At 64.8% G+C, this 21,871-nt stretch carries 22 protein-coding genes and 2 tRNA genes; 8 read left to right on the forward strand and 16 right to left on the reverse strand.

Annotated features, from left to right (window positions below; genetic code table 11):
• Nucleotides 1–118: 118 nt before the first annotated feature.
• Genes KJP29_RS17270 through KJP29_RS17285 form a run of 4 tightly spaced genes read left to right on the forward strand, consistent with a single transcriptional unit; the run spans nt 119 to nt 7,506 of the window.
• Nucleotides 119–2,359 (forward strand): acyl-CoA dehydrogenase, encoded by a 2,241-nt coding sequence (locus KJP29_RS17270; protein ID WP_218464747.1) that lies wholly within the window; start codon nt 119–121, stop codon nt 2,357–2,359.
• A complete protein-coding gene (locus KJP29_RS17275) occupies nt 2,356–3,639 on the forward strand; it encodes an acetyl-CoA C-acetyltransferase (RefSeq protein WP_218464748.1) in 1,284 nt (427 codons plus the stop codon). Before KJP29_RS17270 ends, KJP29_RS17275 begins: the two co-directional genes overlap by 4 nt.
• Nucleotides 3,636–5,696, forward strand: coding sequence for a 3-hydroxyacyl-CoA dehydrogenase NAD-binding domain-containing protein (locus KJP29_RS17280; protein WP_218464749.1), 2,061 nt, complete (start codon nt 3,636–3,638; stop codon nt 5,694–5,696). Before KJP29_RS17275 ends, KJP29_RS17280 begins: the two co-directional genes overlap by 4 nt.
• Nucleotides 5,689–7,506 carry an acetyl-CoA hydrolase/transferase C-terminal domain-containing protein gene (locus KJP29_RS17285; RefSeq protein ID WP_218464750.1) on the forward strand — a complete coding sequence of 606 codons (1,818 nt, stop codon included), beginning with the start codon at nt 5,689–5,691 and terminating at the stop codon, nt 7,504–7,506. The genes KJP29_RS17280 and KJP29_RS17285 overlap by 8 nt, the downstream gene beginning before the upstream one ends.
• Before the next feature lie 35 nt (nt 7,507–7,541).
• Here KJP29_RS17285 and KJP29_RS17290 read toward each other — a convergent pair.
• A tRNA-Phe gene (locus KJP29_RS17290) sits at nt 7,542–7,616 on the reverse strand.
• A 223-nt stretch (nt 7,617–7,839) separates the two neighbouring features.
• Between KJP29_RS17290 and KJP29_RS17295 the strand changes: the two genes are divergently transcribed.
• Complete coding sequence (locus KJP29_RS17295; RefSeq protein WP_218464751.1) at nt 7,840–8,883, forward strand: AI-2E family transporter; 1,044 nt, start codon at nt 7,840–7,842, stop codon at nt 8,881–8,883.
• Between the two features lie 4 nt (nt 8,884–8,887).
• On the opposite strand, the gene KJP29_RS17300 is transcribed toward KJP29_RS17295, so the two are convergent.
• The 14 genes from KJP29_RS17300 to KJP29_RS17365 form a co-directional block, all read right to left on the reverse strand.
• Nucleotides 8,888–9,082 carry a DNA gyrase inhibitor YacG gene (locus KJP29_RS17300; protein ID WP_218464752.1) on the reverse strand — a complete coding sequence of 65 codons (195 nt, stop codon included), beginning with the start codon at nt 9,080–9,082 and terminating at the stop codon, nt 8,888–8,890.
• Between the two features lie 19 nt (nt 9,083–9,101).
• A complete protein-coding gene (locus KJP29_RS17305) occupies nt 9,102–10,130 on the reverse strand; it encodes a ribonuclease E/G (RefSeq protein ID WP_218464753.1) in 1,029 nt (342 codons plus the stop codon).
• Nucleotides 10,127–10,717, reverse strand: coding sequence for a nucleoside triphosphate pyrophosphatase (locus KJP29_RS17310; RefSeq protein WP_218465003.1), 591 nt, complete (start codon nt 10,715–10,717; stop codon nt 10,127–10,129). The genes KJP29_RS17305 and KJP29_RS17310 overlap by 4 nt, the downstream gene beginning before the upstream one ends.
• Before the next feature lie 4 nt (nt 10,718–10,721).
• On the reverse strand, nt 10,722–10,940 hold the full coding sequence (gene infA / locus KJP29_RS17315; protein WP_043869071.1) for a translation initiation factor IF-1: 219 nt from the start codon (nt 10,938–10,940) through the stop codon (nt 10,722–10,724).
• Between the two features lie 79 nt (nt 10,941–11,019).
• Nucleotides 11,020–11,919: a carbon-nitrogen hydrolase family protein gene (locus tag KJP29_RS17320; protein ID WP_218464754.1), complete on the reverse strand. Its 900-nt coding sequence runs from the start codon at nt 11,917–11,919 to the stop codon at nt 11,020–11,022.
• A gap of 159 nt (nt 11,920–12,078) precedes the next feature.
• Nucleotides 12,079–12,456, reverse strand: coding sequence for a nuclear transport factor 2 family protein (locus KJP29_RS17325; protein ID WP_218464755.1), 378 nt, complete (start codon nt 12,454–12,456; stop codon nt 12,079–12,081).
• Between the two features lie 44 nt (nt 12,457–12,500).
• Nucleotides 12,501–12,962, reverse strand: a complete 462-nt coding sequence (locus KJP29_RS17330) for a nuclear transport factor 2 family protein (protein ID WP_218464756.1) — start codon at nt 12,960–12,962, stop codon at nt 12,501–12,503.
• A gap of 28 nt (nt 12,963–12,990) precedes the next feature.
• Nucleotides 12,991–13,449 carry a low molecular weight phosphatase family protein gene (locus KJP29_RS17335; protein WP_218464757.1) on the reverse strand — a complete coding sequence of 153 codons (459 nt, stop codon included), beginning with the start codon at nt 13,447–13,449 and terminating at the stop codon, nt 12,991–12,993.
• 3 nt (nt 13,450–13,452) lie between these two features.
• The gene (locus KJP29_RS17340) at nt 13,453–13,929 is read right to left on the reverse strand and encodes a UPF0262 family protein (protein ID WP_218464758.1); all 477 of its coding nucleotides are present in this window, start codon (nt 13,927–13,929) and stop codon (nt 13,453–13,455) included.
• 163 nt (nt 13,930–14,092) lie between these two features.
• On the reverse strand, nt 14,093–15,394 hold the full coding sequence (gene hisD, locus KJP29_RS17345; protein WP_218464759.1) for a histidinol dehydrogenase: 1,302 nt from the start codon (nt 15,392–15,394) through the stop codon (nt 14,093–14,095).
• A 4-nt stretch (nt 15,395–15,398) separates the two neighbouring features.
• On the reverse strand, nt 15,399–15,875 hold the full coding sequence (locus KJP29_RS17350; protein ID WP_218464760.1) for a DUF2948 family protein: 477 nt from the start codon (nt 15,873–15,875) through the stop codon (nt 15,399–15,401).
• Nucleotides 15,872–17,137 carry a UDP-N-acetylglucosamine 1-carboxyvinyltransferase gene (gene murA, locus KJP29_RS17355; protein WP_218464761.1) on the reverse strand — a complete coding sequence of 422 codons (1,266 nt, stop codon included), beginning with the start codon at nt 17,135–17,137 and terminating at the stop codon, nt 15,872–15,874. Before murA ends, KJP29_RS17350 begins: the two co-directional genes overlap by 4 nt.
• A gap of 6 nt (nt 17,138–17,143) precedes the next feature.
• On the reverse strand, nt 17,144–17,305 hold the full coding sequence (locus KJP29_RS17360; protein WP_218464762.1) for a hypothetical protein: 162 nt from the start codon (nt 17,303–17,305) through the stop codon (nt 17,144–17,146).
• Nucleotides 17,306–17,314: 9 nt separating this feature from the next.
• Complete coding sequence (locus tag KJP29_RS17365; RefSeq protein ID WP_218464763.1) at nt 17,315–17,968, reverse strand: DedA family protein; 654 nt, start codon at nt 17,966–17,968, stop codon at nt 17,315–17,317.
• 190 nt (nt 17,969–18,158) lie between these two features.
• Here KJP29_RS17365 and KJP29_RS17370 point away from each other — a divergent pair.
• From KJP29_RS17370 to KJP29_RS17380, 3 genes are all read left to right on the forward strand, one after another.
• Nucleotides 18,159–18,233, forward strand: a tRNA-Thr gene (locus tag KJP29_RS17370).
• Nucleotides 18,234–18,583: 350 nt separating this feature from the next.
• The gene (locus KJP29_RS17375) at nt 18,584–19,195 is read left to right on the forward strand and encodes an autoinducer binding domain-containing protein (RefSeq protein WP_218464764.1); all 612 of its coding nucleotides are present in this window, start codon (nt 18,584–18,586) and stop codon (nt 19,193–19,195) included.
• 81 nt (nt 19,196–19,276) lie between these two features.
• Nucleotides 19,277–19,864, forward strand: coding sequence for an acyl-homoserine-lactone synthase (locus KJP29_RS17380; RefSeq protein WP_218464765.1), 588 nt, complete (start codon nt 19,277–19,279; stop codon nt 19,862–19,864).
• Between the two features lie 98 nt (nt 19,865–19,962).
• Here the strand turns inward: KJP29_RS17380 and KJP29_RS17385 are convergent, their stop codons facing one another.
• A complete protein-coding gene (locus tag KJP29_RS17385; protein ID WP_218464766.1) occupies nt 19,963–21,861 on the reverse strand; it encodes an acyl-CoA synthetase in 1,899 nt (632 codons plus the stop codon).
• Nucleotides 21,862–21,871: the final 10 nt, after the last annotated feature.

Below are 21,871 nucleotides of genomic sequence, written 5' to 3' on the forward strand. Positions count from 1 at the left end.
GCGCGAGCGTGAGGAGTTCCCTGACGGCATGGCATTCTCTGATGGCAGTCGTACTCGAATGGCCTTCAGGGAGGAACCTCCACGGAACGGCCGGCGTTCGCCCCTCGGAGGATGCATGATGTCATTTCGGAAAAAATACCTGACCCGCCCGATCTACAATTGGGCAAAGGGCGTGTTGCCAAGCCTGTCTGAGACCGAAGCAGAAGCTGTCAACTCCGGCGACGTCCATTTTGAAGCCGAGCTTTTCTCGGGCAAGCCCGACTGGTCGATGCTGCGCAACATGAAAGCGCCGACGTTGACCGAAGAGGAGCGCGCCTTCGTCGACGGTCCCTGCCGCGCCTTCTGCGACATGGTCGACCCGTGGGAGATCGACCATCACACCGCCGACCTGTCGCCCGAGGCTTGGGATTTCCTGCGCAGGGAAGGGTTTTTCGGGATGATCATCCCGAAGGAGCACGGCGGCCTGGGGTTCTCGGCCTATGCCCATTCCGAAGTGGTCCGTTACATCGCGAGCCATTCGCTCGTCGCCGCCGTCACGGTCATGGTTCCCAACTCGCTGGGTCCCGGTGAGTTGATCCTGCAATTCGGCACCGATGACCAGAAGAAGCACTGGCTCCCGCGCCTCGCCAAGGGTCAGGAGCTTCCCGCCTTCGGGCTGACCAGCGAGGACGCCGGGTCCGACGCCTCGGCGATGACGGACGACGGCGTGATCTGCAAGGGCCGCTGGAACGGCGAAGAGGTGCTGGGCATCCGTCTGAACTGGGCGAAACGCTATATCACGCTGGCGCCGGTCTGCACAGTGCTGGGCCTCGCGTTCAAGCTGCGCGATCCCGATGGTCTCTTGGGCGAGACCGAAGACATCGGCATCACCTGCGCCCTCGTGCCGACGGATCTTCCGGGCGTTGAAACCGGGCGACGGCACCTGCCGTCGGGCACCATGTTCATGAACGGACCGACCACCGGCAAGGACGTCTTCATCCCGCTCGACCACATCATCGGCGGCCCCGATTATGCCGGGCGCGGCTGGATGATGCTGATGAGCGCGCTTTCGGCCGGGCGCGGCATCTCGCTGCCCTCGCTCTCCGCTGCCGCGACCGCGCTGGCCGCCCATACGACCGGCGCCTATGCGCGGATCCGCAAGCAGTTCAACCTGCCCATCGGGCTGTTCGGCGGGGTGCAGGAACCGATGGCGCGCATCGCCTCGAACGCCTATGCCATCGACGCGGGCCGCAGGCTGACGACGGCCGCGCTGGACGACGGCTACAAGCTGGCCGTCATCTCGGCGATCATGAAGTATCACGCGACCGACCGGATGCGCGATGCGATCAACGACGCGATGGACGTGCACTCCGGCAAGGCGGTGATCGACGGTCCCCTGAACTATCTGCAGCCGACCTATCGGACCATCCCCATCGGGATTACCGTCGAGGGCGCGAATATCGTCACCCGCAACCTGATCATCTTCGGTCAGGGCGCGATCCGGGCCCATCCGCACCTTCTGGACGAGATGCAGGCGCTTCAGGAACCAGACGAGAAGAAATCGCTCGACGCCTTCGACAAGCACTTCTGGGCCCATGTGAACCATGCCGTGCGCACCGTACTTCGCGCGGGCTGGGCGGCCTGGACGGGGCTGGGCGACGCGCCCCCTGACGCGGGCAAGGTGGCCCCTGTCTACCGGCGGCTGTCGCGCTGGTCCGCGGCCTTCGCCGTAACCGCCGACATGGCCTTCCTCACTCTTGGCGGCGCGCTGAAACGGAAAGAGATGATCTCGGCCCGGCTTGGTGATGCCCTGTCCGAGATGTATCTGATCGCCGCCGTTCTGAAGCGGTGGGAGGACGAAGGACGGCACGAGGAGGACTTACCCCTGGTCCATCACGCCGCCGAGACCGGCTTCGCCCGGATCGGCAAGGCCCTGGACGAGACCATCGCCAACATGCCCGCCCGCTGGGTCGGCTGGCTCTTGCGTCCCATCCTGCGACCCGGCGCCTATGCCCGTGGTCCGTCTGACAAGGTCAGCGAAGCCGTGGCGATGCTGATCTATGAACCGGGCGCCGCACGGAGCCGACTGGTACAGGGCTATCACCCGCCCGCCCCCGACAGCGGGCTTGGACGGCTCGATGGGGCTTTCCGTCTGGTGATCTCGGCGGAGCCCATCGCCAAGCGGCTGCGCGACGCCGGCAAGACCCCGACCGAGGGCCGAGAGGCCGGCATCCTCTCGGACGCGGAGTATGCACAGCTTCAGGAGGTCGAGGCGGCCATTCAGCGCGTGGTCACCGTGGACGACTACTCGCCCGAGGAACTGGAGCAGGTGTTCCCCGCCATGCGACGGACGGGCACTTGGACGGAGGCTGCGGAATGAGCCGTCCTGTCTACCTCGTCGACGGCGCCCGCACGCCATTTCTCAAGGCGCGGGGCAAGCCCGGTCCCTTCACCCCGGTCGACCTCGCCGTTCAGGCCGGTCGTCCGCTCCTGATGCGCCAGCCCTTCGCGCGCTCGGCCTTCGACCTCGTCATTCTGGGCTGCGTGAACGTGATCCAGGACGAGATGAACCCGGCCCGCGTCGCCGCGCTCCGGCTTGGCATGGGCGAACAGCAGGTGGCCTTCACCGTTCAGATCAACTGCGGTTCGGGGATGCAGAGCATCGACACCGCCTATCGCTATATCCGCGAGGGCAGCCACGAGATGATCCTCGCCGGCGGGACCGAGGCGCTCAGTCACGCGCCGCTCGTCTACAGCCGCGAGGCGACCGAGTGGTTCGGGCAGATGACCCGCGCGAAGGGGCCGATGGACAAGGCGCGCGCCTTTGCCGACATCCGCCCCGATTTCTTCTCGCCCGTCGTCGGGCTGGAACGCGGGCTGACCGATCCGATCACCTCGCTCAACATGGGCCAGACCGCGGAGGTGCTCGCCCATCGCTTCGGGATCGACCGCGTGACCGCCGACACCTATGCGGTCGAAAGCCACAAACGCCTGGCCACCGCCCAGGCGGAAGGCCGGCTGAAGGGCGAGGTGCTGCCGGTCTTCGACAAGGATGGACAGGCGCACGAACAAGACGACGGCGTCCGGCCGGACAGCTCGGTCGACAAGCTCGCCAAGCTCGACCCCGCCTTCGAGAAACCCTTCGGCAAGGTGACGCCGGGCAATGCGAGCCAGATCACCGACGGCGCGTCCTGGGTCATCCTCGCGTCGGAAACCGCTCTCAAGGCGCATGGGCTGACGCCTATCGCACGGATCGTGGACAGCCAGTGGGCCGCTCTCGATCCCGGCATCATGGGGCTCGGGCCGGTGCTCGCCTCGACCCCTCTGGCGCAGCGGCACGACCTGACCTGTGACGACATCGACCTGTGGGAGATCAACGAAGCCTTCGCGGCGCAGGTGCTGGCCTGTCTCGCCGCCTGGCAAGACGACGATTTCTGTCGCGACGTGCTGGGCTATGACGCCGCCTTCGGACGGATCGACCGCGATCGGCTCAACGTGGACGGCGGCGCGATCAGCCTTGGCCATCCGGTGGGCACAAGCGGAAACCGCATCGTGCTTCATCTGGCCAACGCCCTGAAAGCCCGCGGGGCCAAACGCGGGATCGCAACGGAATGCATCGGCGGCGGTCTTGGCGGCGCGATGCTGCTGGAGGCCGCATGACCGACGTTCTGGACAAAATCACCCCCGACGAAACCACCGACGCGCCGAAGGCGCCGGAAACACGACACTGGCGGCGCGAGGAACGCGACGGAATCCTGACGCTCTGGCTCGACTGCGCGGATACCGGGACGAACGTCATTTCCGAGGCGGTGCTCCTCGAACTCGACAGCCTGCTCGACGCGGCCAAACAGGCCCAACCGCGAGCGCTCGTCATCAGGTCCGCCAAACCCGGCGGTTTCGGCGCGGGCGCGGATATCGAAGGTTTCGCCGACTTGCGGGGCGACCAAGCGATCTCCAAGCTGGAACAGGGCCATGCGGTTCTCGACAAGCTGGCCGCCCTCCCCGCGCCGACGGTCGCCGTCGTGCATGGCACGACGCTGGGCGGAGCCTTCGAGGTCGCGCTGGCCTGCGATCACAGGATCGGCGTGGAAGGGGTCAAGCTGGGCTTCCCCGAAATCCAGCTCGGCCTTCATCCCGGACTTGGGGGCACCTTCCGGCTTACCAGCCTCATCGATCCGGTCGAAGCGATGCAACTGATGCTCACCGGGAAAACTGCGCACGACCGCAAGGCAAGAAAGCTCGGCATCCTCGACGCCCTCGTGCCGGAACGTCATGTCGACGCCGCGATCGAGGCCGCCGCGACGGGCAAACTGGATCACAGCGGTGGCGGGCTGCGGGCCAGTGCGCTCCGCACCCGGGCGGCCCGGGCCATCGCCGCGGCCCGGATGCGCACGGAAAGCGAGAAACAGGCACCGCGCAAGCATTTCCCCGCGCCCTTCGCCCTCATCGACCTCTGGGAAGACCACGGCAGCGACCCGGTCGCGATGCAGAAGGCCGAAATCGCCTCCTTCGCGGCGCTCCTCGACAGCGCGACCGCGCAGAACCTCATCCGCGTCTTCTTTCTGCGCCAGCGGCTGAAGTCCGCAGGGCGTGGAGATGACGGTATCTCCCACGTCCACGTCATCGGCGCCGGAGCCATGGGCGGCGAAATCGCCGCCTGGGCTGCCCTTCAGGGCAAGCAGGTCACGATCGAGGATCTTGACCTCGACGCGCTCGGCAAGACGATTTGCCGGGCCGCCCGCGTCTACGAGAAGAAACACCTGAGCGGGATCGAGGCGCGCGATGCCATGGACCGGCTGATGCCCGACCCGGACCGCCTCGGACGTGCCCGCGCCGATCTCGTGATCGAATCGGGCCCCGAGAAGCGCGGGGTCAAGGAAGAGATCTATGCCGAGTTGACCACCGCGATGAAACCCGGCGCGATCCTCGCCACGAACACCTCGAGCCTGCCGCTCGGCTCGCTGGCAGACGCGGCCCCGGATCCCGCGCGTTTCGCGGGGCTGCATTTCTTCAATCCCGTCAGCAAGATGCCGTTGGTCGAAGTCGTGTCACACGATCTGGCCGCGCAGGGCACGCTCGACCAGCTCGCCGCCTTCACCACCGGGCTCGACCGGCTTCCTGCGCGGGTCACGGATTATCCCGGCTTTCTCGTCAACCGTGTGCTCGCGCCCTACATGATGGAGGCGATTCTGATGCTGGACGAAGGCCAGGACAAAGTGGTCATCGACCGGGCCGCTCTCGCGTTCGGCATGCCGATGGGCCCGGTCACGCTGGCGGACCAGGTCGGCCTCGATATCTGTCTCGACGTCGCAACGTCCCTGCGCGAAGGGCTCGACGTGCCGGTGGCCGAGACGCCGGACTGGCTGCGCAAGAAGGTCGAGGACGGAGAAACCGGCAAGAAGGCGGGCAAGGGTCTTTATGACTACGACAGCGAGACGCCCCCGGTGGAGCCCGAGAGCGACCCCGACCAGCAGGTGATCGACCGCCTGATCCTTCCCATGTGCAATGCCGCGGTCGAGGTGCTTCGCAAGCGCGTCGCGCCGGACGCGGACACCATAGATGCGGCGATGATCTTCGGCACCGGATGGGCGCCCTTCCGCGGCGGTCCTCTGCACTACGCGCGCCTGCGCGGTGATGTGCCGGACGTGCTGCGCCGACTGGCCGAGCAGCACGGCCCCCGTTTCACACCCGACCCCGGATGGGACCACCTTGGCTGACCAGACCACAGCCGACGCAATCGCCGCCCAGATCATCGAACGCACCGGCGGCGACATTCGCCTTGCCCTGCCCCTGGGCCTGGGAAAACCGGTGACGTTGGTCAATGCGCTGACCCGTGCCGTTGCTGCCCGTCCCGACACGCGCCTGTCCATCCTGACCGCCCTGACGCTGGAGCGACCCGACATGTCCTCCGACATGGCGCGGCGGTTTCTGGAACCTGCGGTGGATCGCCTCTTCGGGCGCTACCCGACGCTCGACTATGCCGAGATGCTGCGCGCGGGAGAAATGCCGCCGAATATAGAGGTGTCGGAGTTCTTCCTCCTCGCCGGCCGCTGGATCGGCGTGCCCGCGGTGCAGCGCCGCTACATCCCCGCCAACTACACCCACGCCTATGACGTGCTCGCATCCTGGCGCCCCAACGTGCTTATGCAGCTTCTGGCACCGCTGGGCGAGGATTACAGCCTGTCCTGCAACACCGACATTTCTGCCGACCTGCTGCGCGAAAGGCGTGCGGGACGGCAGGATTTTATCGTCGTGGGGGAAACCAACGCACATCTTCCGGCGCTGTCGGGCCCCGAAGCAACCCTCGGTCGGGACGAGGTCGACCTCTGCCTCGACCCCGGCGCCGACTTCGAGCTTTTCTCCGTCGTCAAACGCCCGGTCGGGCCGACCGAGCACGCCATCGGCCTGCATGTCGCGCGCACCATTCGCGACGGGGGCACGCTCCAGATCGGAATCGGAGCCATCGGGGACGCCGTGGCCCATGCCCTGAAGTTGCGTCAATCCGGGGCCTTCCCGGCGATCGTCGGCGGCCGCCCCGGCATGAGTGACGATTTCGACGAGTCCGGCCCCTTCGACATCGGCCTTTACGGCGTGACCGAGATGCTGGTCGACGGCCTCTTGCAGCTTTTCGAAGCCGGGATCGTCCGACGGGAGGTCAAAGGCGCCGCGCTCCACGCCGGGTTCTTCGTCGACTGTCGGGACTTCTATCGCCGTCTCGCTTCCCTGCCCGAAAATCAGCGCGAGAAGATCCGCATGATGCCCGTCTCCTTCACCAACCAGCTTTACGGCGGCGAGGCGGAAAAGCGCGCCGCCCGCACCGACGCCCGCTTCGTCAATGCCGCGATGAAAGCGACGCTTCTGGGCGGCGTCGTGAGCGACATCAACGGGGACGCGCAGGAGGTCAGCGGCATCGGCGGCCAGTTCAACTTCGTCGAACAGGCCTTCGCGCTCGACGGTGCCCGCGCGATCCTGACGCTGCCGGCCACGCGCGCCAGCAAGGGCGAGACGGTCTCCAACATCGTCTGGGAGCACCCGCACGAAAGCGTGCCCCGTGCCTACCGCGACATCATCGTGACGGAATACGGAATTGCCGACCTGCGTGGCCAGAGCGACGAAGAGGCCATCGCGCGGATGCTGGGAATCACCGACAGCCGGTTCCAGGACGAACTCCTGGACAAGGCAAAATCGGCCGGGAAGCTCGACAAGGCCTTCCGTCTTCCCGATGCGGCGCGGCGAAACACGCCCCAGTCCGTGCAAGACTGGCTGCTCCCCCACGACCTCCCGTCGTTTCCCTTCGGCACGGATTTCGACGAAACGGAACGCCGCCTCCTCCCCGCGCTAGACCTCCTGTCGCAGACCCAGGGCCGTCCATTGGCAATGGCCCGATTGGTCCTCTCAGGAATGCTCGCTTCCACACCGCGGGAATTCCTGGCGCGGATGGATCTCGACACGGCCGAGGGGCTTTCGGAAAGAGCACTGGCGTGGGCACTAACAGGTGCGCTTCGCAAGTCCGAAGGACGGCGATAGGACAGGTCCATTGCAGGTGCATGGAGGGGAGATCATGGTGCCCGGGGGCGGAATCGAACCACCGACACGAGGATTTTCAATCCACTGCTCTACCCCTGAGCTACCCGGGCACGGGTGAACGATCACGTTCGGGTGCGCGGTTTCTAGTCGCGGGCGGGGGCGGTGTCCAGAGGGAAATCGTGGTTTTTTGACCAGAGCGGATCGGGTGCTGCATCCTCGGGACGACGCGCGCCCGAACGGCGGGCAAGGGGAACTTTCTGCGTCGCGACATCTGGCCAATTCCCGCGCATTCGGCCAACCTGTCCCGAACGCCAACCATGGACCGAGCCGCCCATGCGTCCCGACCTTCGCACCCTGACCTTCAGCCTTGCGATCATGCTCATGCTGGGCTGGCTCCTGCGTGTCGGTCAGGTCGTGCTCCTGCCGGTGATTATCGCGATGATCTCGCTCTACGTTCTGGCCTCGGCGACCAATGCCATCGCGCGGATCCCGGTAGTGGGGCTTCTGCCGACCGCCGTCCGGCGCACCATCGTGCTCATCGCCTTCACCATCGGGGTGGTGGCGCTCTTCGTCTATGTGATCAACACCTTCGCGACCGTGGTAAACGCACTCCCGAAATATGAGGAGAACCTCGACCGGCTGGTGCTGGAGACCGCGGCGCTTGTCGGGATCGAGGATCAGCCCTCGTGGTCGAGTTTCTACGACGCGACCATCGGGCGGTTCGAGATCCAGTCGATCGTCCCGGTGCTACTCACCTCCCTGCGCGGTTTCGGGGGCACACTTTTTCTTGTGGTGCTCTACGCGGCTTTCCTCATGGCCGAACGGCTCGACCTGACCGGCAAGCTTGCGCTCGCACTTGGCGATGCCGAGAAACAGACCCGGACGGTCGCGCTGCTGGAGCGGATCAATACGCGTGTGGGCGAGTATCTCTCGGTCAAGACGCTGGTCAACGTGATCCTTGGCGCCCTCTCCTATGCGATCATGCTCGCACTCGGGATCGAGTTCGCGCTCTTCTGGGCCATTCTCATCGGGATGCTGAATTACATCCCCTACATCGGCTCGATGATCGGCGTGGTGTTTCCCGTCCTCCTGTCGCTCGCGCAGTTCGGGTCACTCTACATGGGGGCCGGGGTGCTGGTCGCGCTGACCATCGCGCAGCTTTTCGTCGCGGGGTTCCTGGAGCCACGGATGATGAGTCGGGCGTTCAACCTGTCGCCCTTCGTCGTGCTGCTCGCCCTGGCCTTCTGGGGGGCCCTCTGGGGCGTCTCCGGCGCAGTCCTCGCCGTGCCGCTCACCGCGACGCTCGTTATTGTTCTGGCCGAGATCGAGGCGACGCGGCCCATCGCGATCATGCTGTCGGGGTCGGGAAAGGTCTGACGGCCTAGTGCAGGTCGCGGGCGCGGCGTTCAAGCTCCGCTTCCAGCTCGTCGATCGCCTGGTCGATGTCCTCGGGCGCCTCGCCCGGCACGCGGTAGGATCCGTTGAGCCATTTGCCAAGATCTACATCCGCGCATCGTTTGGAACAGAACGGGCGGTACTCAGGATTGGTCGGTTTCGAGCAGATCGGGCAGGCCATCGGAGTCAGATCGGGCAGGTCACAGTTTCACGGGCAGTCGGTCGCGTTTGCGTTGCAACTCAAAATGCCCAAGCGGGGTCCAGCCCGCAAGGACGGTCTCGACCGGATCGCGGCGGAAAGCGGATTTCAGCGTCTGCTCGAAATTCCGGCGGTCCTTCTTGCCCATCGGGGCGAGGTCCAGCGTGATCTGGCCGCCAAGGCCACGGCAGCGCAACTGTCGCGGCAGATCCTTGGCCAGGGCGATGTTGGCCTTCAGACCGGCTGCCGGGGAATTGTCGCCGCCGGTGTTCACGTCGACGGCCACCAAGGCGCGCGTTTGTTCGATATATGCAAATCCATCGGACCCAAGTCCTGCTCTTGGGCTCGAAAATGCATGAATCATGTCATCGACATTGTGTCGCTCGAAGCTGCCTGCGCGGTCGTCGAGGATCTCGGGCCTCGGCCAGTCGCGCCAGGCGAGGTCATGGGCATCAGGACCGTCCACCAGAAGCTCGGCCTCCGCGCCCTCTCCGTCGCCCATCACCGCAAGGGCAAGATCGCGCATCGCGGCGATGTCGTCCGCCACTTCGTCATCCGATCCCACGGCAGCCTGCGAGCGCAGGATGAGCCCGTGCTCGGTGTCCCCCATGACCTCATGGGCGATTTCAAGAAGGCGCACCCGGACTTCTTCGTCCTTCACGGAGCGGGAAATGTTGATCCCCGGTGCCTCCGGCGTGACGATGGCGAAGCGGGACTTGAACAGCACCCGGTGGGTGACGCCCGGCGCCTTGCCCTCTTCCGACCAGCCAGTGGTCTGGACCAGAAGCGGCTGACCGGGGGCGAGACCCTTGGCCGCGCGCAGGAAACCCTTGTCCCCCTCGGGGAGGCGCAGGAACATGCCGCCCTGCCCTTTCATCGGCCTGTCACAGATTGCGCGGAAAATCGCGCCCGGAACCGGCCCCGCATCGCCCGCCGGGTCGATCAGAAAATCATCGAGCTTGCCATCGACGATCAGCGCGGCGGCCTTGCGACCCGCGATTTCGTCCAGTGCAATCACGGAGCCCTTCATGCCCATCCCTCCAGAAGCGGGAAGCCGGCAGCTATGAGAAGCTGCGCCGTCTCAGCGACCGGCAGACCCATGACCGCGGTGTAGCTGCCCTGTATCCACGGGATGAAAGCGCCGGCGGGGCCCTGGATCCCGTAGGCGCCAGCCTTGCCGCGCCAGTCGCCCGTCGCGAGATAGGCGTTGACCTCGACGTCCGAGAGAACCTTCATCTTCACCGCCGTTTCGACCGTGCGGGTCCAGACGCGGTCGCCTGCCTTGACGGCCACACAGGTGATGACCCGGTGGCGGCGGCCAGACAAAAGATAAAGGAATTCAGCCGCTTCGCCAGCATCCGCCGGTTTGCCCATGATCCGGCGACCAAGTGCGACCGTCGTGTCGGCGCAAAGCGCGACCTCGCCATCGGCAAGCTCCATCGCGGCGATCTTGTCGGCGGTCACGCGTTCACAATACACACGCGGAAGCTCGCCCTTTCTGGGCGTTTCGTCCACGTCAGGTGGACGCACCTCGTCCGCCGTCAGGCCGAGCGTGCCGATGAGTTCAGCGCGCCGGGGCGAGCCGGAGCCGAGGATAAGTCTGGGCTGCCCGGTAATTGTCTTACCGGAAGCGATAGTTGATCCGACCTTTGGTCAGGTCGTAGGGGGTCATCTCGACCTGCACCTTGTCGCCTGCGAGGACACGGATGCGGTTCTTGCGCATCTTGCCTGCCGTGTGTGCGATGATCTCATGGCCATTTTCAAGCTCGACCCGAAACGTCGCATTCGGCAGGAGTTCCTTCACGACGCCGGGAAATTCGAGCATTTCTTCCTTGGCCATGTTCACTCCATAGTTGGTAACCCGCCATGACACGGGTGGCAGGTAAATGGGCCTAATCGGCCAGATTATCAAGCGGGATTTAGCGCAATCGCGTGATTGAAATGGGCGATGCGCTGCCTTTGGCCGATGTGCCCTCTTGACGGAAGGCCTGTTCCTCCCAATCGCGCCGGGTGCGCACATTGCCGGATGCACGGACATGCGCGAGTGCCGCGAGGTCCACCTCGGCATAGGTCCAGCCGGGAACGCCCTCCTGCCCCAATGCCAGTACACCGTCGTCGGGCAGACCCAGATCGGGGGGACAGAAGACACCGGCCGCCCCCCGGTTCACGTCGACGACCTCGCACCAGTCGGCGATGCCCTGAGTGGGCGACTGCACGGTCACGACCTGACCTTCAAGGGCCCGCGCCTGCGCGCCGATGCGCACGCGGTGGTAGCCGGCAAGGGTTTCCGTGGCCGAGGGGACAAGCAGGACGTCCATCCCGGCTTCGACCATCGCCCGCGTCGGCAGGGGAAATTCGCAGTCGTAACAGATCTGCACGCCGACACGCCCGAGCGCGGTGTCGAAGAGCGTTGGCGCCCGTCCCGGCTCCATGTCCATCGGCATCCGTTCCCAAGGCGTCATGACCCGCTTGTCGACCGGCGCACGCCCGCCCTCGGGGCCGAGGAACATCGCACGGTTGAGGGCACGCGCACCTGCGAAAACCGGACCGGAAGCGGCAAGGATATGGAGACCGTGCCGCATGGCCAGCCGGGACTGGATATCCCACGCCCGTGGCAGGGCCGCAGATACGGCTTGCATCTGGTCCGCGAGTGTCGTCGCCCCGGACAGACTCGCAAGCTCCATCGCGCCGTATTCGGGAAAGACGAGGAGATCCGCGCTTCTCCCGGCGGCCTCTTCAATCCAGCGCGTGATCTTGGTCTCATAGGCGTCCCAGTCCGCCAAGCGGCTCAGCGGATAACAGGCGGCAGCGATCTTCATAACGGCTTCCTCCGGAACTGAAGAGGTTTCGGGCTGTCCTCGTCATGGCCGACATCTTGCCCGGAGACCGCGGTCACCACACCCGCGAGCGGCGCATGGCCGCACCTTCGCCAGCGGGCAACGCGTGGGAGAGGGTCTGGGCGAGGCAATCAGAGAGGGTCACGAAACGATATTGAGCCAGTCGACGAAGGAAAAAATCATGCGGATGCGGGTGTATTTTCCGTTCCGCACCTCGCCGAAACAGGCGAAGGGCACGTCGGCCGTCTGGCCGCGCGCCTCGGGCATGCCGGGTTCGGTCGCCAGGTACTTCACCCGCATGGTGGCGTCAGTGGAGCTGCGGTTGCCATCGATGAAATGATGGTAGGAGATGAAACGCATCTCATAGAACTTGAGGTAATAGGAGATGATTTCGCGCGCGCCTGCGGTGCCGGTCAAGGTGTTGTTCGGACCGATTTCCAGGACGCACTGCGGGTCGACGTGAGCAAGCACATTGTCCCAGTCCTTCGCATTGAAGGCGGCGAAGACGACGTCGTTCATTTCGCGGATGTCGTCTTCCGTCATGTCCTGACTTCGCGTGTCTCTCATCTCGCACCCTCGTCCTGCTTCTGCATGAGTTGCTCGTGGAAAATCCGCATCCAGTCCGCGAGGGAATAGACGAAGCGGCTGCGCGCGATCTTGCCCTCGCGCAGGGTGACGAAGACCGCGACCGGCATGACGATTTTTTGCCCCGTGGCGGGCGGGAGGCCGGGTTTCGTCGTGTGATAGGTCAACTCCAGCGTCGCCTCGACCGCGGCCATGTTGCCCTGTGGAATAATGTTCATCTGCGTGACGTGCATGCGGTAATTGGCGTAGTAATATTGCCAGAAAGCACGGGCGTCGGCGCGGCCCCGCACGAAGGTGGCCTCGCTGAACTCCATGATCACGTCATCGACGGTGATCTCGGCCAGGGCCTCCCAATTGCCAGTGCAGATCGCCTTCCAGGACCGGTCGACGACCGAACGTACCGCCGCCCTGTCCATGATGTCATTGCCTGTTCCTGCCATGCGCACCGTTGTTCGACTGCTTTAGTACCTAGGGCACGGACGGAGGTCCGAACCGCGAGATCATCCTGTCTCTGATCTGGTCCCGTGCCTGCCGGTAGGCTTCGAGCTTTTCCTCGCGCCGGGTGCCAAGCCCGGTGGGATCCATCACTGGCCAATATTCAACGTCAAGATGGTGGTAGCGTGTCAAGTCCAATACCTTGCGCTGGCTCGCCGGCGACAGGGCCACGATCAGGTCGAATTGCGACAGGTCGTCGCCCCATTCCTGCATCTGGTCGAAGCTGCGCGCCCGGTGGTGCGACAGCGGAACGCCGATCTCGTCGCAGACCGCAACGGAGAAACCGTCAACTTCCATCTCGCTCTTGACCCCGGCGGACTGCACGTAGACCTCGGTCCCGTAGTACTTCTTCATCATCCCTTCGGCCATGGGCGAACGCACGGCATTGTGATCGCAACAGAAGAGAACCGATTGAGGAAGCGGAGCGGGCAAGCGTCAACCCCAGTGCAGAACGCAGATCAGGGTGAAGAGGCGACGGGCGGTGTCGATGTCGAGCGTCGCCTTGCCATCGAGCCGCTCCATGAGCACGCGCGCGCCTTCGTTGTGGATACCGCGCCGGGCCATGTCGATGGCCTCGATCTGGCCGGGGGGGAGTTTCTTCACCGCGTCGAAGTAGCTTTCGCAGATCTGGAAGTAGTCCTTCACGACCTGCCGAAACGGGCCGAGCGAGAGATGGAACTCGCCCGCGGGTTCGCCGGCTTCGGTCTTGATGTCGAAGACGAGGCGCTTGTCACGGATCGACAGGCCCAGCGCATAGGGACCGTCGGGCGTCGGGCGGTCGTCCCGTCCGACCGGGGTGAAGTCGTTGTCTTCGAGCAGGTCGAAAACGGCGACCTTGCGTTCCTGTTCGATCTCGGGCGTCGGCGCGGCAAGACCGGTGTCGTCGATATCGATTTTCGTGATGCGGTTCATGGTGCTGTCCCTTTGGAAGAGGGATAGCCGTTGTTCGGGGCCTCGGCAATGAGCCGGGCGGCATGCGGGTGAGGTTTCGGCTCTTGCTGGCGCAAGAGCCGATCCGCTGGAGGGGCTCTGCCCCTCCAGACCTCCCCGGGATATTTTTGGACCAGAGAAGGACCTAGTCGTTCAATGCATCGAGGCGGGCGCGGACCGAGAGACCGTGGGCCTCGAGGCTTTCGGACTGCGCAAGGCGTTCGGCCGCCGGGCCGATGGATTTGAGCGCTTCCGGCGTCATTCTCGACAGCGTCGTGCGCTTCATGAAGTCGAGCACGGAGAGACCTGACGAGAACCGGGCCGACCGGGCCGTGGGCAGCACGTGGTTCGGGCCGCCAACGTAGTCGCCGATGGCTTCGGGGGTGTACTGGCCAAGGAAAATGGCGCCGGCATGGGTGATCTTGTCCGAGAGCGCATCGGGGTCGGCCACGCAGAGCTCGAGGTGTTCGGGGGCGATGCGGTCGGAGAGTGCCGCCGCCTCGTCCAGGTCGCGCACAGTAATGACCGCGCCGAAATCGCGCCAGCTTGCGCCTGCGATGGCGCGACGCTCGAGCGTTTCGAGGCGCTTGTCCACGGCCTGCGCCACCGCTTTTCCGAAGGCCGCATCATCCGTGATCAGGATCGACTGCGCGCTTTCGTCGTGTTCGGCCTGGCTCATGAGGTCGAGCGCGAGGAAATCGGGGTCATTCTCCCGGTCCGCGATGACGAGAATCTCCGAAGGGCCCGCGATCATGTCGATGCCTACCTTGCCGAAGACGCGGCGTTTCGCGGCGGCGACGAAGGCATTGCCCGGGCCGGTGATCTTGTCCACCGGGGCGACGCTTTCGGTGCCATAGGCGAGCGCGGCAATCGCCTGGGCCCCGCCGATCCGGTAGACCTCGTCCACGCCTGCGACCTGGCAGGCGCACATGACGAGCGGGTTCATGACACCGTCCGGCGTGGGCACGGTCACGACGAGGCGGCCGACACCGGCGACCTTGGCCGGGATCGCGTTCATCAGGACCGAGGACGGGTAGGAGGCGAGCCCACCGGGGACGTAGAGCCCCGCAGCAGAGACCGCGCTCCAGCGCCATCCGAGTGTCGCGCCGGTGGCGTCGGTCCACATCTGGTCGTCGGGTATCTGACGTTCGTGGTAGGCGCGGATGCGGTCGGCGGCCAGTTCGAGCGCCGCGCGTTCCTCGGGCGTGACCTTGGCGCATTCGGCCGCGATCTCCTCGGCCGTCATGCGCATGGTGGCGGGGGTGAGGTCGAAGCGGTCGAAGCGTGCGGTCAGCTCCAGCACCGCCGCATCACCGCGGGCGCGCACGTCCGCGATGATCCCGGCCACGGCGTCGTCCACGTCGGGACTGTCTTCGCGCTTGGCGGACAGGAGCCGCTGGAACGCCGCTTCGAAACCGGCGTCTGTCGTATCGAGGAATACCGGCATCGGATCACTCCGGGTGATGGGGGGTCTTGCGGCTGGGCGCGAGGTAGGGGCGGGTCACGTCCTTCAGGGTGACGTTGATCGACTCACAATCAAGCGCGATCGCGCCATCGCCGGCGAACGTCAGGATCATGCGCCCGGCGCCATCCTCGCCCGCCTCCCAAGACAGAGACAAAAGCGACATTATCGTATCACGATCACTCTGATCGACGCCTTGGGATTGCACTTTTCCGACATCATCGAAGAGCAGCACCGATTGCACGCGCTCCACCGGGCGCGACCGCGTCTTGGCGGTTTCGGCATCTTCCCAGCGGAACCGGTTGAGGAGCAGCGCGAACTGGCGAGCGGCGGGACGCCAGCTCATCTCGGTCGCAGGAAAGACCGCGTCCTGCGTCAGGGCGGCTACGACGCCGAGGTCTTCGGCATCCGCCGCGAGGAGCCTGAGGGGCTTGTCCCCGCCGTCTTCGAACCGTGCATCCGTCATGCCTTGACCCGCTCCACCTTTGCGCCAACCCCGCGCAGCTTGCGCACCACATGCTCATATCCGCGGTCGAGATGATAGACCCGGCTGACCACGGTTTCGCCTTCGGCGGCGAGCCCCGCGAGGATCAGCGACACGCTTGCCCGCAGGTCGGTCGCCATCACCGGCGCGCCGCGCAACTTGTCGACGCCGGTCACCTTGGCCGCACCGCCATGCACTTCGATCCTTGCGCCCATGCGGGTGAGTTCGGGCGCGTGCATGAAGCGGTTCTCGAAAATGGTCTCGTTGAGTTCCGAAACGCCGTCCGCGGTGCAGAGCATCGCCATCATCTGGGCCTGCAGGTCGGTCGGAAAGCCCGGGAAGGGTTCGGTCGTCACGTCGACTGCGCGCACCCGGCCATTCTTGCGCGTGACCTTCAGGCCCCGAGCCGTTTCTTCGACCGCGATCCCGGCGGCGTCCAGTTTCTCGACGAAGGCACCGACAAGGTCGAGCCGCCCGCCCAGGCATTCCACCTCGCCCCCGGCAATCGCGGGCGCGAGCATATAGGTGCCAAGCTCGATCCGGTCAGCGACCACCTGATGGGTGGCGCCGTGGAGCCGGTCGACGCCCTGGATCTCGATCCGGCTGGTCCCCTCGCCTTCGATCTGGGCACCCATGGCGCGCAGGCAATGGACGAGGTCCACGATCTCGGGCTCGCGCGCGGCGTTGGTGAGCACGGTCGTGCCCTTGGCCAGCGTCGCGGCCATGACGATGTTCTCGGTCGCGCCGACGGAGGCGAAGGTCAGGGGGATTTCCGCACCCCGGAGGCCGCCCGGCGCCTTGGCATGGAGGTAACCGTCGCGCAGGTCGATCTCGGCCCCGAGCTTCTCGAGCCCGAAAATGTGCAGGTCCATTGGGCGCGCACCGATGGCGCAGCCGCCCGGCAGGGACACCTCGGCGTGACCGTGCCGCGCGATGAGCGGACCCAGCACGAGGTTCGAGGCCCGCATCTTGCGCACGATGTCGTAATCCGCGCGGGTCGAGGTCAGGTCGTGGGAGGACATGGCAAGCACCTGTCCATCCTGCAAGGACGCGGCTTCTGCTCCGAGCGATTGCAGGAGTGTTGTCATCGTCTTGATGTCCGACAGGCGTGGCGCGTTGGTGAGCGTCAGCGGCTCCTCCGACAGGAGCGTGGCAGGCATCAGCGCGAGGCAGGCGTTCTTGGCCCCCGCAATCGGGATTTCGCCGCGAAGTTCGCCTCCGCCGGTGACGACGATACTGTCCATCTCTGCCTACTCTTCCTCTTGGCCCTTGTCGGCAACCCTGTCCGCGTCGCGTCGCGCCTGCGCCTGTCCCTTGCGCCGGGCCATGTTGGCCTTCAGCGCCGCCTTGAGGCGATCGTCACGGCTGGGTTTGGTCGCCTTGTCGCGCGGTTTTCCGGGGGTCTTGTCCATGGACCGTCTCTAACCCAGGTCGCGCTGGTCGTCCAGATTTCCGCCTGCAAGCGCCAGCCGGGCCGCGCGGCGACGGCGCATGATCCAGAGCACCGCCAGCACGACCACCAGCACGACAGGCAGGATGACGGCGATATGGGCCACGATCCAGCGGATCACGTGGGGAATGATCTCTTCCGCCGCCGGCCCGAGGTGGTAGCCCAATGTGGCCCAGAAGCTCACCCAGAGACAGGCGCCTGCGAAATTCGCGACGAAGAACTTGATCCAGTGCATCTTCGCCGTCCCGGCGGCGAGCCCGTTCAATTGCCGCAAGAGAACGATGAACCGGGCGACTAGGACGATGATGAACCCGCGCCGCTCGATGATACCCTCGACCTTGGCGAAGCGCTCATGCGTGATGCCGATCCGCGATCCGTGGCGCAGGATCAGCGGGCGCCCGGCAAGCCGTCCGACGAGATAGCCGATGTTGTCGCCCACCGTGGCCGCCGTGATGGCCACCACGACGAGTTCCCACAGCGGAAGATCGCCGGTGCCCGCGAGCCCGGATCCGATGACGAGAAGCGTCTCTCCGGGAAGCGGGAGCCCCATGCATTCCAGAAGGATGCCTATTCCGATTGCCAGAATGCCGTAGCTCTCAACCAGCGGCCCGACCCAGTCGCCCATATGGAACCCTTCCCTTGCACCGGTCGCATATAGGCTGTTTCCGTCCGGCTTGCACCCCCGTCCGAACGTGCCGGTTACGGGCCGCGAAAAAACAGGGCCCGGGGGACTTGCGCCCCCGCGCGTTTGCGTCTAATCAGCCGCCCACGGTCAAGACGGGACTGCGATGCTTTCCCGGTTGATACGACAGCGTGCTGCTGTAGCTCAGTGGTAGAGCACTCCCTTGGTAAGGGAGAGGCCGACAGTTCAATCCTGTCCAGCAGCACCATCCTCCACCCTCGCCTTCCGTCAGGCTCGCTTTCACGCGGTTGCCGGTTGTTGCCAGATAGGCACGACTGATGGGTCCTTGGCCCTACCGTTTCGCAAATGAGACTCCGGGCTCGCATTGGTTGCCATGGCGCGTGCAAAAGCAACCAAAGGTAGATTCAAGAAATGCATATTCCGGCGGGTCGAATCCTTCCGGAATCCCATACCGCCTTTGATTTCAACGAGAAAATTGAGCCGACTCTTGCCGATTACTCTTCCCCAGATTGCAAAATAACGAGTTATCCACAGGCGATTTCGTGACGAGAACAATTATGGGTTGTGCCCTTCGGTTGCCCGTTCCACGCTGACGACATGGGTCGGAATCAAGCCATAGATGCGCAGTTGCAGGAACTCGGGGCCTTGGCCCCGGCGGGGTATTTCGTGGCCCTGCATATCCGTTTCGCCTCGCCGCTCCTGATGTTCCAGACCTATGATCCGGCCTGGGCGGACCATTATACGAAGAACGCCTACGCCCTGCGCGACCCGATGATCGCTTGGGGCATCTCGCGCACCGGCGCGACGCGCTGGAGCGACATCGACCTGCCCGACCCCTTCGGAATCATGGCCGAGGCGGCCGATTATGGCCTGCGCTACGGGGTCTGCGTGTCCTGCGGCCCGATGTCGTCGCGCACGGTCGCCGGTGTCGCGCGTCCGGACCGTGAATTCACCGATGAAGAGATCGCCGCGGCCACGGGCCATATCCTGCGGCTCCACCATGAAACCGAGCCCCCCGATCACCTGACCGCCGCCGAAGTCGAAGCGCTGAACGTGATCGCCTCCGGGGATCGCTACGCCGCCGGTGCCGCAAGGCTCGGTATTTCCGAGAGCGCGCTCAAGGCGCGGCTCACGGCGGCGCGACAGAAGCTATTCGCCAGGACCACTGCTGAAGCCATTCAGAGAGCCAAGGACTACCGGCTCATCTAGCGTGTTCGAGGACCCGATGGAGAAAGTTCAGCCGCCCTGGCGGATGGCTGCACGCATCCAACCAGTAAAGGAGGTTTTATCATGCAGACCACCACCCTCTCCTTCGCGAACCTTCACAATCATGGCGAGCTCTTCGCCAACCTGCTTCGCGCGAGGAGACAGTCGTTCATCATCCAGAACAAATGGGACCTGCCCGAAGCGATGGGGATGGAATACGACCAATACGACACCCCCGCGAGTCGCTGGGTCGCCGTGCACCAGTTCGGGCAGGTGCTGGCCGGGATCCGGCTCACGCCGACCACCGCGCGCTGCGGCATCTATTCCTACATGATCCGCGACGCCCAGAAGGGTCTGCTCGACTCGATCCCCTCGGACCTGCTCTACGACGAGGCCCCTGTCGACGAGCATATCTGGGAAAGCAGCCGCGTCTTTGTTGCCCATGACACGCCGCAGAAGATCCGGCGGATCGTCCATGCCCATCTGATCACAGAAATGACGCGCTCGGCGCGAGAGCTTGGCGCGGTGCGGGTGCTTGGCCTCATCCCGGCGAACTGGCCCCGGTGGGCGCGGCGCTTCGGGCTCGACACTGTTGCCGCGGGGCGTGTTATGAACATCGACGGAATCGACAACCAGGTCGTCTCGATCAACCTCGCAGACAAGCTGCACTAAGGCGCAAGGACCTTTGGCGCAAGCAAGGTCGAACCTGGCAGTTTCGGCGCGCAGCTCCCGGTCCGGCCGCACCGGGCCGGGAGAAACGCATCACCGGGTCATTCAACCCATTCGTAGGGCCGCGTGAACTCGCCCAGCTTGTGTTCGGCGGCTTCCTTGTCCACGGAACCAGTCGCGCGCAGCCTCGCCACGAGACCGAGCTTCTTGTCTTCGTAGACTTCGACCACTTCCACCGGATGCCCCGCCTCTTGCAGCGCTTCTTCATAGATGCGCTTGATCGCCGACTTGCGCAGGTCGGGTTTGAACACTTTCCCGACCGCGGTTTTGGGCAGTTCCTTCAGGATCTCGATGTGCTTCGGGATGGCGGCGCGTTCGCTGATATGCGCCTTGGCATATTCGAGCAATTCATCCTCCGTGACCGTCGCGCCCTCGACCAGTTCGACGAAGGCCGCCGGCAATTCGCCTGCCACCGCATCGGGCTGTCCGATCGCGCCGACAAAGGCGACGGCGTCATGGCCCGCGAGCGCCTCTTCGATCTCGGCCGGGTCGATGTTGTGCCCGCCCCGGATGATGATGTCCTTGGCCCGGCCCGTGATATAGAGGTAACCGTCCGCGTCGATCCGGCCCAGGTCGCCGGTGCGCAGATACTTGTTGGCCGCGACCAGCCCCTTGTTCTTGGCCTCCTCGGTATAGGTCCTGCCCACCACGACGCCGGGATTCGAGACGCAGATTTCCCCGACTTCGTCCACGCCCATCTCCTTGAGCACGGTGCCGTCGGCGTCGCAGTCGAAGATCTTCACCTCGGTATAGGGGAAGGGAATGCCCACCGAGCCGATCTTCTTAACCCCGTCCGTCGGGTTGCACGACACGAGACAGGTCGCCTCGGTCAGCCCGTAGCCTTCGACGATCTTCACGTCGGTCGCCTTTTCGAACCGGTTGAAGAGTTCGATGGGAAGCGGCGAGGAGCCCGAGAAGGCGACCTTGAGCGTGGAGACGTCGGCATCGACCTTGCGCTGCATGAGCGCCGAGATCGCGGTCGGGACGGTGATGACAAAGGTCACGCCGTAGCGTTCGATCAGCTTCCAGAAGTTGTCGAAGACGCCATCGCCCCGGTAGCCCGCCGGTGTCGGGAAGACGACATGCGCGCCCGAGGTCATCACGGCCATGAAGACCACATGCACGGCAAAGACGTGAAAGAGCGGCAAGGGACAGATCAGCACGTCGTTCTCGTCAAAGAGAAGGTTCGCCCCGAGCCAGCCGTTGTAGATGATGCCGGAATACTTGTGCTGGGCGACCTTGGGCATGCCCGTGGTGCCGCCGGTGTGAAAATAGGCCGCGACCCGGTCTTCCTTCACGTCCTCGAAGCTGAGCGTCTTGGGTTGGCCCGCGATGGCCTTGTTGAAGTTCTGCACCTTGGCCGAATGTTCCACTGCGACCTTCGGGCGGATCATCGGCACGATCCAGGACTTCGGCGGCGTGAGATAGCGGTTGAGGTCGATCTCGAGCACATGCTTGACGCCCGGCGCATCCTTCAGGGCCTCATGCACCTTCTGGGCCACGTCCGTCTTGGGAAACCCGCGCAGGGTCACCACCACCTTTGCCCCGGTCTCCCGCAGGATCGACGCGATCTGCGAGGGCTCCAGCAGCGGGTTGATCGGCGCGACGATGCCCGCAATCGCCCCACCAAGGAGCGTCAGAACCGTTTCGTTCGAGTTCGGAAGCACATAGGCGACCACGTCGCCCTTGCCGATCCCGAGCGAGCGGAACAGGTTCGCGGTCTGCACGCTCTTGTCATGCAATTCCTGCCAGCTGAGCGTTTCGACCTTGTCCTTCGGCCCACTCTCGATCTGAAAGGACAGCGCCTTGCGCGTTCCGAATTTCGACGTCGTAGACGCCAACAGATCATAGAGCGTCACCGGAACGTCGCGCGCCTCCCAAGGCTTCTCTGCCTCGATCGCGTTGCGTGCTTCAAGCGAGCTGAAAGAATATCGCGCCATGTGTCCTCCC

The sequence above is a fragment of the Maritimibacter sp. DP1N21-5 genome (genome assembly GCF_019218295.1).
GTDB lineage: Bacteria > Pseudomonadota > Alphaproteobacteria > Rhodobacterales > Rhodobacteraceae > Maritimibacter.